This is a genomic window from Streptomyces lydicus (assembly GCF_000717345.1).
Lineage (GTDB): Bacteria > Actinomycetota > Actinomycetes > Streptomycetales > Streptomycetaceae > Streptomyces > Streptomyces lydicus.
The window spans coordinates 30,801-43,568 of sequence record NZ_JNZA01000011.1 but is presented as its reverse complement, the minus strand read 5'-3'; the positions used below and the strand labels follow the sequence as shown (position 1 = coordinate 43,568).

Sequence of the window (12,768 nt, the reverse complement as noted above, 5' to 3'; positions counted from 1 at the left end):
GCCGCCCCGATCCCCCTTACCGCCGGTTTACAGCTGTTCGGGGCAGGATGGAAGGGCTCCGCAAGATTGTTGTGCCTGCCCGCAAGGGCCGTGAGGAAGGACTAGCGACGTGCGTGTTCTCGTCGTCGAGGACGAGCAGCTGCTCGCCGATGCTGTGGCCACCGGACTACGCCGGGAGGCCATGGCCGTCGACGTGGTCTACGACGGCGCTGCCGCCCTCGAACGGATCGCGGTCAACGACTACGACGTCGTCGTGCTCGACCGCGACCTGCCCGTGGTCCACGGTGACGACGTGTGCCGCAAGATCGTCGAGCTGGGCATGCCCACCCGCGTCCTGATGCTCACCGCCTCCGGCGACGTCAGCGACCGCGTCGAGGGCCTGGAGATCGGCGCGGACGACTACCTCCCCAAGCCGTTCGCCTTCACCGAGCTCACGGCCCGGGTGCGCGCCCTGGGGCGCCGTACGACCGTCGCGCTGCCGCCGGTCCTGGAGCGGGCCGGCATCAAGCTCGACCCGAACCGCCGTGAGGTCTTCCGCGACGGCAAGGAGGTCCAGCTGGCGCCGAAGGAGTTCGCGGTGCTGGAGGTCCTGATGCGCAGCGAGGGCACGGTCGTCTCGGCCGAGCAGCTCCTGGAGAAGGCGTGGGACGAGAACACCGACCCGTTCACCAACGTCGTGCGGGTCACGGTCATGACGCTGCGCCGCAAGCTCGGCGAGCCCGCGGTGATCGTCACCGTGCCCGGCTCGGGATACCGGATCTGACCGCCGATGCCCTCCCTGCCCTCGTTCTCCAAGCCGGCCGCCCCGCCGCCGCCCATGCCGCCGAAGCCCACCTGGGACCCCCGCCCGGTCAACGTGCGGCCCTTCCCCTGGCTGCGGCCCACGATCCGGATACGGCTCACGCTGCTGTACGGCGGCATGTTCCTGATGGCCGGCATCGTGCTGCTGACGATCATCTACATGCTGGCCGCCGACGCGCTGCACGACGGCAGCGCGCTGCCGCTGAAGATCCTCGGCGGCAAGTTCGAGTCCACGAGTGACATCTGCGACCTGCCCACCCAGACCTCCGGGCCGCTGCTACAGCAGGCCGTCGAGCAGTGCCTCCAGCACCAGCGCGCGCTGGCACTCAACAGCCTGCTCAACCGCTCCCTGCTGGCGCTGCTGGGCCTGACCGTCGTGGCCTTCGCCTTCGGTTACGCGATGGCCGGCCGGGTGCTGTCGCCGCTGGGGCGGATCACGCGTACCGCCCAGCGGGTGGCCGGCTCCGACCTGCACCGGCGGATCGAGCTGGGCGGCCCGGACGACGAGCTCAAGGAGCTGGCGGACACCTTCGACGAGATGCTGGACCGGCTCGACCGGGCCTTCGAGTCGCAGCGCCGGTTCGTGGCCAATGCCTCGCACGAGTTGCGCACTCCACTGGCGATCAACCGCACGTTGCTGGAGGTGCAGCTGGCGGACCCGGAGGCGTCCCCCGAGCTGGCGCAGCTGGGCAAGACGCTGCTGGCGACGAACGAGCGCAGCGAGCAGCTGGTGGAGGGTCTGCTGCTGCTCGCCCGCAGCGAGAACAAGGTCGTGGACAAGAAGCCGGTGGACCTGTCCGAGGTCGCCGCGCAGGCGGTCGACCAGTCCCGTGAGGAGGCCCAGGCCAAGGGCGTATCGCTGCGCGGGGTCCGGCAGCAGGTCTTCGTCCAGGGCAACGGGGTGCTGCTGGAGCGGATCGCGCTGAACCTCGTGCAGAACGCGGTGCGCTACAACGTCCCGGACGGCTGGGTGGAGGTCTCCACGGAGCCGCTGCCGGGCTGTGCGGTGCTCGTGGTGGCCAATACCGGCCCGGTGGTCCCCGCCTACGAGGTGGAGAACCTCTTCGAGCCGTTCCGGCGGCTGCGTACGGAGCGCACGGGAAGCGACAAGGGCGTGGGGCTGGGGCTGTCCATCGTGCGCTCGGTGGCGCGCGCGCACGACGGCACGATCACGGCCGAGCCCCGCGACGGCGGCGGACTCGTGATGCGGGTCGTCCTGCCGCTCTGACCTGGCACTCCGACCTTCGGCCACGGGGCGCCCGCAGGGTGGTTGTACGGGCGCAGGAGCGCCTGGGCACCCCCGCGGGCCGCCTCGGACATCTGTGCGTACGATCGCTCGTCTCGCGGCCGTACACCGTCTTGCCTCCCGGTTTGACGAGAAGGGGGGTGGGAGTGGATCCTTCGCCACGTTCGCTTTGCGCGGAATTGCGCCGGTCCGACCGCCGGGCAATGCGTGTGTGATCGCTCACAGACGCGAATTTCCAGCCATCTACGCTCCGTGATCGAATTGCCTGGTGGAATGCCGGGGAAGTCCTGGTTTCCCAGGGGTGGAATCACGGGAAGTACAGGTGATGGGCTGCGCGAGGTGCGACATTCGGACCGTGTACGGTCCTGATCGCCATCCAAACCGATCACCTCTTCAGGGGTGCGGTTGGGTGTCGATTGAGTAACAGACCTTGATGTGAGGCAAAATCTCCGCCTCAGGTCGGGCACAAGTCCGGCCTCTCACGCGTTACGAGCGCTGAGACACCGCAGACACCCAGAGGGGGAGAGCGAAAATGGCTACGGATTACGACACCCCACGCAAGACCGACGACGACCTCAACGAGGACAGCATTGAAGAGCTGAAGTCGCGGCGGAACGACAAGTCCGCCTCGGCCGTCGACGTCGACGAGTTCGAGCAGGCCGAGGGCCTGGAACTTCCCGGCGCCGACCTGTCCAACGAAGAGCTCGCGGTGCGCGTGCTGCCCAAGCAGCAGGACGAGTTCACGTGCATGAGCTGCTTCCTGGTCCACCACCGCAGCCAGCTGGCTGAGGAGAAGAACGGCCAGCCGATCTGCCGCGACTGCGCGGCCTGAGACCGGACTGCGCCGTGGCAGGCGTGAACCCGTTCCGTAAGGGTCCCAAGGGCGTCAGCGGCCCGGCGGCCGGCGCACGATCACGCGAAGAAACCGCGCCCGTGCCCGCCGACCCGACCGCCCTTCCCGCGGAGCGGACGTCCGGTGCACCGCAGGAGCGGGGCCAGAGGGCCTCGCTCGCGGACCCGGCCGTCCCCGGCACCACCGGGGCGGCGGCGCCAGGACGGCGCGGCCGGGTGCGGGCCTGGTTCGCGGTGATCGCTGACCGGATCATCGCCACCGCCCCGCGGATCCCGGTCCGCGACCTCGCCACACTGCGCGCCCAGTTTCCCGGTCTGACCCCCGAGGAACTGGCCGACAAGCTGGTCGCGGGCGCCTGCGCGGGCACGGGCACCGTCGGAGCGGGCGTCGGCGCGGCAGCGATGCTGCCCGTACCGCCCGCCATGCCGGCCGAGCTGGCCGCCGAGATCACCGGCGTGGCCTCGATCGAAATCAAATTGATCGCCGAGCTGCACGAGGTCTACGGGCTGCGGCCCCCGGGCAATTTCCGGCAGCGCGCGATGGCCTCCCTGACGTCCTGGACGGAGGAGCGGGGCATCGACATCGCCAGACCGGCCTCGCTGAACATCGCGCTCGGCGGGCCGATGAAGCGCGAGCTGCGCCAGCAGATCATGAAGCGCACGCTGCGCAATCTGCCGAACCTCACGCCGTTCATGGTCGGCGCCACCGTCGGCGCGTTGATGAACCGCCGTGACACCAGAAAACTCGCGGAGAAAATCCGCAAGGACCTGCGCACGAAGCAGGTCCCCTGGGACGCCCTGCCCGCCTCCGACGGCTGACGCCGTTCCCCCGGCGGGCCGGCCGCTCAGGCGCGTACGGCCGTCAGCGCCGCCACCAGACTCTCCGGCCGGCGCGTGGACAGATAGGCGTACGGCGTCGGGTCGTCCGGGTCCGTGATCTCCACCCGCACCGCTGTGGGGACGTAGCTGCGCAGCAGCATGAACGCCCGAGCATCGGCCTTGTGCGTGCGCCAGGCCAGCGCCTCCTCGGCGTCCAGCGCCCGGGCCTCGCCCAGCGCCGAGGCCGGGATCTTCGCGTCGCCGGCGATCAGCGCGCCGCCCACCACCCGGATCCGCGCCGAGCCGTACGCGCTCACCGCGACCGCCGACAGCGCCGCGCCGCCGATCAGCCCGCCGAGCATCGGCAGCGTCCCGACCGGGAGCAGCATCAGCGCGCAGGCGACGCCGACCAGTGCGGCGATCACCCACCAGGACCGGGGTGCGGTGAGACGTTCCTCGTACGACTGCATGGCTCCAGCTTGGCACGGCGGCGCGGGTCCCTTACGCGCGCGGGTAGGGTCTGCACTCGTGAGTGGAACTGACAGAACGAGGCCGGGGCTGACGCCACCGACGGACGCCGTCGCTCCGGTCCGGCACGCGGACGCGCCGGCACCCGGCGAACTCCTCGGCGCGCACTACGACCGCTGCTTCGGCTGCGGGACGGGCCAGCCGCACGGGCTGCACCTGGAGGCGCGGGCCGGCGAGGACGTGAGCGTACGGGCCGAGTTCACCGTCAAGGAGGCCCACCAGGGTGCGCCCGGCCTGGCGCACGGCGGTGTGCTGGCCACCGCGCTGGACGAGACCCTCGGCTCGCTGAACTGGCTGCTGCGGGTGATCGCGGTGACCGGTCGGCTGGAGACCGACTTCGTACGGCCGGTGCCGCTGGGCACGGTGCTGCATCTGGACGCGCGGGTCACCGCGGTGCACGGGCGGAAGATCTACTCGTCGGCCGTGGGGCGGATAGGCGCCCCGGACGGCCCGGTAGCGGTCCGCGCCGACGCCGTCTTCATCGAGGTGAAGGTCGACCACTTCATCGAGAACGGAAGGACCGAGGAGATCCAGGCGGCGATGGCCGACCCGGACCAGGTCAAACGAGCGCGTGCCTTCGAGGTGAACCCGTGAGTCAGGTACGGAATCCCGTGGACGTTCTGCTGCGCCGGCTGGACCCGGAGGTGCCCGTCCCGTCGTACGGGCACCCGGGCGACGCGGGCGTGGATCTGGTGACCACCGAGGCCGCCGAGCTGGCGCCGGGGGAGCGCGCCGTACTGCCCACCGGGGTGTCGATCGCGCTGCCCGACGGTTATGCGGCATTTGTCCACCCCCGGTCCGGGCTCGCAGCGCGCTGCGGACTGGCACTGGTGAATGCCCCCGGGACGGTGGATGCCGGGTACCGTGGAGAGATCAAGGTGATCGTGGTCAATCTGGACCCGCGCGAGAGCGTGCGGTTCGAGAGGTTCGACCGGATCGCCCAACTGGTCGTCCAGCAGGTCGAGAAGGTGCGCTTCCACGAGGTGGCGGAACTTCCCGGCTCGGCGCGGGCCGAGGGGGGATTCGGTTCCACCGGCGGTCATGCGGCGGTGGACGGCTCCACGGGCGGGAATGAATACGCATCGGTCGGTGCCGACCGGGAAGGACAGTGACGTGTTCGGACGTCGCAAGAAGAACGAGGCTGAAGAGCCGGCCAAGGACACCACGCTCCGGGAGGAGCGCGCGGTGAGCGACGCCGACGAGGACGACGCGGTGCAGGAGCGGCTGAGTCTTCCGCCCGCGCCGCGCCCCGACGGCCCCTGGGACGCGTCGGAGGTCACGAACCCCGGCGAGGGCCGGGTGGACCTCGGCGGTATCTACGTGCCCGGTGTCGAGGGCATGGAGCTGCGGGTGGAGGTCGCCGGTGACGCGATCGTCGCCGCGACGGTGGTGCTGCAGGACAGCGCCGTCCAGCTGCAGGCATTCGCCGCCCCGCGCAACGAGGGGATCTGGGGCGAGGTCCGCGAGGAGATCGCGGCCGGCATCACCCAGCAGGGCGGGGTCATCGACGAGGTCGACGGCCCGCTGGGCTGGGAACTGCGCGCCCAGGTGCCCGTACAGCTGCCGGACGGCACCAACGGCGTGCAGGTCGTGCGCTTCGTCGGTGTCGACGGCCCCCGGTGGTTCCTGCGCGGAGTGATCTCCGGCCAGGGCGCGGTGCAGCCGCAGGCCGCCGGCGTGCTGGAACACATCTTCCGGGACACCGTCATCGTCCGCGGCGAGGGACCGATGGCGCCGCGTGACCCGATCGTCCTGAAGCTGCCGGACGACGCGCAGATGGTGCCGGACGGCGTGCAGCAGGAGTCGGTCGAGCAGTCCCGCTTCGGCGGCGGCGTGGAGCGGCTGGAGCGCGGACCGGAGATCACCGAGATCCGCTGACGCCCGGGGCGCAGAGGGACCGCACCTCGCGCGCACAAGCGGTGCGTAGGCGTCCGCATTCCGGCCGGATAACGACGGTCAGCAGGGCCCGTGCCCCCTTGAGGGGGCGCGGGCCCTTGTCGTTCGCGCAGGTCAGGCCGGGGCGCGTAGGGATTCCGTCAACAGGGCGCTAATGGCCGTAAGGACGGCGTCAACGGCGGTCCCGCGGCTCCGGCGGGGCGCTTTGCTGTGGGGGTCCTGATCTCCCATCCATCTAGGAGCACCCGATGGCCGACGTGGCCTTCGTCGTCGTCACGCTCGCGGTCTTCGCGCTGGTGGCTCTCGTCGCCAAGGGGGTGACGAGGCTGTGACCGTCGAAAACGTCGTCGGCCTGATCGTCGCCGTCGCCCTGCTGGGGTACCTGATCCTCGCCCTCGTCTTCCCGGAGAGGTTCTGAGCAGCCGATGAGCCCCGTTCTCGCCGGCGTGCTCCAGCTGACCGCGCTCGTCGCGGCGCTCGCCCTGGCGTACCGCCCGCTCGGCGACCACATGGCCGCCGTCTACAACTCGCCCCGGCACCTCCGTGTCGAGAAGGTCATCTACCGCTGCATAGGCGCCGACGCGGACGCCGAGATGCGCTGGCCCGCGTATCTGCGCGGCGTGCTGGCGTTCTCCGCGGCGGGGGTGCTCTTCCTCTACCTGCTGCAGCGCGTCCAGGGCGGCCTGCCGCTGTCCCTCGGCTTCGCGTCGATCAGCCCGGACCAGGCGTTCAACACCGCGGCGTCCTTCGTCGCCAACACCAACTGGCAGTCCTACAGCGGCGAGCAGGCCATGGGCCATGTCGTGCAGACCGCCGGCCTGGCGGTGCAGAACTTCGTCTCCGCCGCCACCGGCATGGCCGTCGCCATCGCCCTGGTCCGCGGCTTCGCCCTCCCCCGAGCTCTCGGCTCCGCTCGAGCAGGGGGCACCCCCATGCGCACCGGGTACCTCGGCAACTTCTGGGCCGACCTGGTCCGCGGCACCGTACGGGTGCTGCTGCCGATCGCGGTCGTCGGTGCCCTCGTGCTGGTCGCCTGCGGGGCCCTGCAGAACTTCTCCGGCATCCACGAGGTCGGACAGTTCATGGGCGGCTCGCAGCAGACCGGCGGCGGCGCGGTCGCCTCCCAGGAGGTCATCAAGGAGCTGGGCACCAACGGAGGCGGCTACTTCAACGCCAACTCCGCCCACCCCTTCGAGAACCCCGACGCCTTCACCAACCTCTTCGAGATCTTCCTGATCCTGGTCATCCCGTTCGCGCTGACCCGCACCTTCGGCAAGCTCGTCGGGAACGTGAAGCAGGGCTACGCCGTCCTTGCCACGATGGGCATCATCTGGCTCGGCTTCACCGCCCTGATGATGTGGAGCGAGTTCGCCCACGGCGGCCCGGCCCTGCAGGCCGCGGGCGCCGCTATGGAGGGCAAGGAGACCCGCTTCGGCGTCGGTTCCTCGGCGATCTTCTCGGTGGCCACCACCCTCACCTCGACCGGTGCGGTGGACTCCTTCCACTCCTCCTTCACCGCGTTCGGCGGCGGCATCCAGCTGCTCGGCATGATGCTCGGTGAGATCGCCCCCGGCGGGGTGGGCTCCGGCCTCTACGGCATGCTGATCATGGCGATCATCGCGGTGTTCATCGCCGGCCTGATGGTGGGCCGTACGCCCGAGTACCTCGGCAAGAAGATCGGCACCCGCGAGATCAAGCTCGCCGCCTGCTTCATCCTCGTCACGCCGGCCCTGGTGCTCGGCTTCACCGCCGCCTCGATGGTGCTGCCCGACGCGCTGGCTTCCCAGCTCAACACCAAGGCCCTGGGCGCCGGCGCGCACGGCTTCTCCGAGGTCCTCTACGCGTTCACCTCCGGCGCCAACAACAACGGCTCGGCCTTCGCCGGGCTGAACGCCGACACGCCCTGGTACAACACCACGATCGGCCTGGCCATGCTGCTCGGCCGCTTCCTGCCGATGGTGTTCGTGCTCGCCCTGGCCGGCTCGCTCGCCGAGCAGAAGCCGATCCCCGAGACGGCGGGCACGCTGCGTACCGAAAAGCCGCTCTTCGCCGGGCTGCTCGTCGGCACGATCCTGATCATCACCGGTCTGACCTACTTCCCGGCGCTGGCCCTCGGGCCGCTGGCGGAGGGCCTGTCATGACCGCCCCCGTGAAACCGGAGGAGCCCGGCTCCATGGCTTCCAGCTCGACAGCTACCCCGACCCGCGCTCCGCACCAGGACGTTCCCAGCGGGCACAGGCCCGGCGACGGCCGGGTGGGCGGCGGCCTCTTCGACCCCCGGCAGCTGGTCACGTCCCTCCCGGACGCGATACGCAAGCTCGACCCGCGGGTGATGGTCAAGTCCCCTGTGATGTTCGTGGTCGAGGTCGGCTCCGTACTGACCACGCTCTTCGCTGTCACGTCCCCCTCGGACTGGTTCGGCTGGGCGATCGCCGCCTGGCTGTGGCTGACCGTCCTCTTCGCCAACCTGGCGGAGGCGGTGGCCGAGGGGCGCGGCAAGGCGCAGGCCGACACCCTGCGCAAGGCCAAGACCGACACCGTGGCGCGCCGGCTGTCCCAGGACGGCGGTGCCGAGGAGCAGGTCCCCGGCACCGCACTGCGTATCGGTGACCTGGTCGTCTGCGAGGCCGGCGACATCATTCCCGGTGACGGCGACGTCGTCGAGGGCGTGGCGTCGGTGGACGAGTCGGCGATCACCGGTGAATCGGCTCCGGTGATCCGCGAGTCGGGCGGTGACCGCTCCGCCGTCACCGGCGGCACGAAGGTGCTCTCCGACCGCATCGTCATCAAGATCACGACGAAGCCCGGTGAGACCTTCATCGACCGGATGATCAATCTCGTCGAGGGGGCCGCCCGGCAGAAGACCCCCAACGAGATCGCGCTGAACATCCTGCTCGCCTCGCTCACCATCGTCTTCCTTCTGGCGGTCGTCACCCTCCAGCCGTTCGCGATCTACGCGGGCGCCGAGCAGCCCATGATCGTGCTGCTCGCGCTGCTGGTCTGCCTGATCCCGACGACGATCGGCGCGCTGCTCTCGGCCATCGGCATCGCCGGGATGGACCGGCTCGTCCAGCGCAACGTCCTGGCCATGTCCGGGCGCGCCGTCGAGGCGGCCGGCGATGTCTCCACGCTGCTGCTCGACAAGACCGGCACCATCACCCTCGGCAACCGGCAGGCCGCCGAGTTCGTGCCCGTACGCGGCACCACCGAGGCCGAGGTCGCGGACGCCGCCCAGCTGTCCTCACTGGCCGACGAGACCCCTGAGGGCCGCTCCATCGTCGTCCTGGCCAAGGAGAAGTACGGCCTGCGCGAGCGCCACCAGGGCGAACTGGTCGGGGCCGAGTGGGTCCCGTTCACCGCCCAGACCCGGATGTCCGGGGTGGACGTCGACGGTCGCAAGATCCGTAAGGGCGCGTCCGGTTCGGTCATCGCCTGGGTGAAGGAGCGCGGCGGCAGCGTCGCCGACGACGCCCAGCAGCTCACCGACACCATCTCGCAGGCCGGCGGCACCCCGCTGCTGGTCGCGTTGGAGGACGAGCGCGGTCCGCGCGTCCTGGGCGTCATCCACCTGAAGGACGTCGTCAAGGACGGCATGCGCGAACGCTTCGTCGAGCTGCGCAAGATGGGCATCAAGACCGTCATGATCACGGGTGACAACCCGCTGACGGCCAAGGCCATCGCCGACGAGGCGGGTGTGGACGACTTCCTCGCGGAGGCCACGCCCGAGGACAAGATGGCGCTGATCAAGCGCGAGCAGGCCGGCGGCAAGCTCGTCGCGATGACCGGCGACGGCACCAACGACGCCCCGGCGCTGGCCCAGGCGGACGTGGGCGTGGCGATGAACACCGGTACGTCGGCCGCCAAGGAGGCCGGCAACATGGTCGACCTCGACTCCAACCCGACCAAGCTCATCGAGATCGTCGAGATCGGCAAGCAACTGCTGATCACCCGTGGAGCGTTGACCACCTTCTCGATCGCCAACGACGTCGCGAAGTACTTCGCGATCATCCCGGCGATGTTCGCGGTGGCCTACCCGGGCCTTGACGCCCTCAACATCATGCGGCTGTCCAGCCCCAACTCCGCGATCCTGTCGGCGATCATCTTCAACGCGTTGATCATCATCGCGCTGGTGCCGCTCGCGCTCAGGGGCGTGCAGTACCGCCCGGTCAGCGCCGACCGGATGCTGCGCCGCAACCTCGCCGTCTACGGGCTCGGCGGCCTGATCGCCCCGTTCATCGGTATCAAGCTCATCGATCTGCTCATTTCCCTCCTCCCCGGACTGCACTGATTCAGGAGCTGGTGACCGATATGAACAACTCGGTACGCAACACCGCCCGGTTGCTCGGGGCAGGACTGCGCGCCCTTCTCGTCCTGACCGTGGTCTGCGGCGTCCTCTACCCGCTGCTGGTCACCGGGGTGGCGCAGGCGGCCTTCCCCGGCAGGGCCAACGGGTCCGAGGTGACCTCCCACGGCAAGGTCGTCGGATCGTCGCTGCTCGGCCAGCGCTACGACAAGGGAACGGACAAGAAGGGCGAGCCGGTTCCCGATCTGAGGTTCTTCCAGCCGCGCCCGTCGGCCGGATTGGGCAGCAACCGGACCAACGAGGTCAACACCCGTTACGACCTCCAGGTTTCCGGTGCCACCAACCTGGGCGCCACCAACACCGACCTCGTCAAGGCGGTGGGGGAGCGCAAGAAGTGGGTCAGCGAGACGTACGGCGTCCCGCTGTCACAGGTGCCGGCGGACGCGGTGACGTCCTCCGGCTCCGGCCTGGACCCGGACATCTCCCCGGCGTACGCGCGGCTCCAGGCCGACCGGGTCGCCAAGGAGAACCGTCTGCCCGCCGACCGGGTGCGCCGACTGGTCGAGGACCACACCGACGGCCGCACGCTCGGCTTCCTGGGCGAACCGCGGGTGAACGTCCTGGAGTTGAACATCGCCCTGAAGGACCTGACACACCGGCAGGGCACGGGCTGACCGCCCACCGCACGCGGCACGACGGGCGGCCCCCGGGAGAACCCTCCCGGGGGCCGCTCTCCTGTTGCCCCGCCGCACCGCGCCGAACACCGGTTCCGGCGCTGCGTCTTGACGCCGCGATGGCTTGCCCTTACGTTCCCCAGCCATCACAGGTGTTCATATCGACGCCTGTCGTTCATGTACGAGAACAGCTCCCGTTTCGCCGAGCCTCTCTACAGGAAGGCATCCACCCCCCATGCGCAGAAAATCCACCCTCGCTGTCGGCGCGCTGATCGGCGCCCTGGCAGCCGGCCTGCTCATAGGCGCCCCCTCCAGCGCGGCACCGGCCGCCACCAGGCCCCCCGCCGCGGCACCGGCGACGTTCACCCACCCCGGCGTCCTCGTCGGCACCGCCCAGCTCGACCTCGCCCGCAGCAAGGTCAACTCCGGTGCCCAGCCCTGGAAGGGCGCCTTCGACGCCATGATGGCGAGCAAGTACGCCTCGCTCTCCCGCACCCCCAAGCCCCGCGCCGTGGTCGAATGCGGCTCGTACTCCGACCCCAATCACGGCTGCACGGACGAACGCGAGGACGCGCTCGCCGCCTACACGCTCTCCCTGGCCTGGTACGTCACCCGCGACCCCAGGTACGCCGACAAGGCGATCCAGGTCATGGACGCCTGGTCCGCCACCATCGAGGACCACACCAACAGCAACGCACCCCTGCAGACCGGCTGGGCCGGCTCCTCCTGGCCCCGCGCCGCCGAGATCATCCGCTACACCTACAACGGCTGGCCGAAGGACCGCGTCGACCGCTTCGCCGGCATGCTGCGCAACGTCTATCTCCCGAAAGTCATCAACGGCTCCCGGAGCAACGGGAACTGGGAGCTGAGCATGATGGAGGCGGCCGTCGGCATCTCCGTCTTCCTGGAGGACAAGTCCGCCTACGACAGGGCCGTCGCGACCTTCCGCGCCCGGGTCCCCGCGTACATCTATCTGAAGTCCGACGGTGACCTGCCGAAGACCGCACCGGGCAGCGGCCTGAACACCCGCGACAAGATCATCAAGTACTGGCAGGGCCAGACCACCTTCGTCGACGGCCTCACCCAGGAGACCTGCCGCGACTTCACCCACACCGGATACGGCCTGTCGGCCCTCTCGCACATCGCCGAGACCACCCGTCTCCAGGGCCAGGACCTCTACCCGGAGGTCGCCGACCGGCTGCGCCACGCCCTCGGCTTCCAGGCCACCTACGAGCTGGGCACCGCCCCTCCCTCGTGGCTCTGCGGCGGCAGCGTCAAACGCGGCCTGGGCCCGGTCACCGAGGTCGGCTACAACGCCCTGCACAACCGGCTGCACTACGACATGCCCCACACGCAGCAGCTGACCGAAGGCCGGCGCCCGTCCGGCTCCAACAACCTCTTCGTCGGCTGGGAGACCCTCACCCACGCGGAGAATCCGAGCTGATCACACGGGCGCTCCGGGCCCGGTCCGAGAGTTTTCCACAGGCGTTGCCTGCCGAACCGCGCGGTACGCATACTGACGCAACCGGCAGGCAACGCGGGGCGGATCACCTCGCGCCGGCCGGGCCAACGTGTCGCTCTGCGCGGGCAGTTGACACGACATAGCCGGGGGAGTGGGGGACATCATGAACGGCGGGGGAAGTGCGACG

Annotated in this window: 13 protein-coding genes; 12 read left to right on the top strand and 1 reads right to left on the bottom strand. The window is 70.0% G+C overall.

The window, feature by feature from the left end; translation table 11 throughout:
* Positions 1 to 109: 109 nt before the first annotated feature.
* The 4 genes from OO62_RS12015 (at position 110) to OO62_RS12000 (ending at position 3,718) form a co-directional block, all read left to right on the top strand.
* Positions 110 to 763: a response regulator transcription factor gene (locus OO62_RS12015; protein WP_006602630.1), complete on the top strand. Its 654-nt coding sequence runs from the start codon at positions 110 to 112 to the stop codon at positions 761 to 763.
* A gap of 6 nt (positions 764 to 769) precedes the next feature.
* On the top strand, positions 770 to 2,029 hold the full coding sequence (locus tag OO62_RS12010) for a sensor histidine kinase (RefSeq protein WP_051733034.1): 1,260 nt from the start codon (positions 770 to 772) through the stop codon (positions 2,027 to 2,029).
* A gap of 550 nt (positions 2,030 to 2,579) precedes the next feature.
* Complete coding sequence (locus OO62_RS12005; protein WP_033267328.1) at positions 2,580 to 2,879, top strand: DUF4193 domain-containing protein; 300 nt, start codon at positions 2,580 to 2,582, stop codon at positions 2,877 to 2,879.
* Positions 2,880 to 2,893: 14 nt separating this feature from the next.
* On the top strand, positions 2,894 to 3,718 hold the full coding sequence (locus OO62_RS12000; RefSeq protein WP_398742384.1) for a hypothetical protein: 825 nt from the start codon (positions 2,894 to 2,896) through the stop codon (positions 3,716 to 3,718).
* Positions 3,719 to 3,744: 26 nt separating this feature from the next.
* Here OO62_RS12000 and OO62_RS11995 read toward each other — a convergent pair whose 3' ends face one another.
* On the bottom strand, positions 3,745 to 4,188 hold the full coding sequence (locus OO62_RS11995) for a DUF3093 domain-containing protein (RefSeq protein ID WP_033267326.1): 444 nt from the start codon (positions 4,186 to 4,188) through the stop codon (positions 3,745 to 3,747).
* 58 nt (positions 4,189 to 4,246) lie between these two features.
* Here OO62_RS11995 and OO62_RS11990 point away from each other — a divergent pair, with 58 nt between their 5' ends.
* The 8 genes from OO62_RS11990 to OO62_RS11955 all read left to right on the top strand — a co-directional run bounded on the left by OO62_RS11990 (position 4,247) and on the right by OO62_RS11955 (position 12,563).
* Positions 4,247 to 4,840: a PaaI family thioesterase gene (locus tag OO62_RS11990; RefSeq protein WP_033267325.1), complete on the top strand. Its 594-nt coding sequence runs from the start codon at positions 4,247 to 4,249 to the stop codon at positions 4,838 to 4,840.
* A complete protein-coding gene (gene dut, locus OO62_RS11985) occupies positions 4,837 to 5,358 on the top strand; it encodes a dUTP diphosphatase (RefSeq protein WP_033267324.1) in 522 nt (173 codons plus the stop codon). The genes OO62_RS11990 and dut overlap by 4 nt, the downstream gene beginning before the upstream one ends.
* 1 nt (position 5,359) lies before the next feature.
* Complete coding sequence (locus OO62_RS11980; protein WP_033267421.1) at positions 5,360 to 6,124, top strand: DUF3710 domain-containing protein; 765 nt, start codon at positions 5,360 to 5,362, stop codon at positions 6,122 to 6,124.
* A 346-nt stretch (positions 6,125 to 6,470) separates the two neighbouring features.
* On the top strand, positions 6,471 to 6,560 hold the full coding sequence (gene kdpF, locus OO62_RS37410; RefSeq protein WP_033267323.1) for a K(+)-transporting ATPase subunit F: 90 nt from the start codon (positions 6,471 to 6,473) through the stop codon (positions 6,558 to 6,560).
* Between the two features lie 7 nt (positions 6,561 to 6,567).
* Complete coding sequence (gene kdpA / locus OO62_RS11970) at positions 6,568 to 8,283, top strand: potassium-transporting ATPase subunit KdpA (RefSeq protein WP_033267322.1); 1,716 nt, start codon at positions 6,568 to 6,570, stop codon at positions 8,281 to 8,283.
* Positions 8,284 to 8,315: 32 nt separating this feature from the next.
* Entirely contained in the window at positions 8,316 to 10,430 is a 2,115-nt protein-coding gene (gene kdpB / locus OO62_RS11965; RefSeq protein WP_106974842.1) for a potassium-transporting ATPase subunit KdpB, read from the top strand.
* A 20-nt stretch (positions 10,431 to 10,450) separates the two neighbouring features.
* Entirely contained in the window at positions 10,451 to 11,119 is a 669-nt protein-coding gene (kdpC, locus tag OO62_RS11960; protein WP_033267320.1) for a potassium-transporting ATPase subunit KdpC, read from the top strand.
* Positions 11,120 to 11,354: 235 nt separating this feature from the next.
* Positions 11,355 to 12,563, top strand: a complete 1,209-nt coding sequence (locus OO62_RS11955; RefSeq protein ID WP_033267319.1) for an alginate lyase family protein — start codon at positions 11,355 to 11,357, stop codon at positions 12,561 to 12,563.
* The last annotated feature ends 205 nt before the right edge of the window (positions 12,564 to 12,768 follow it).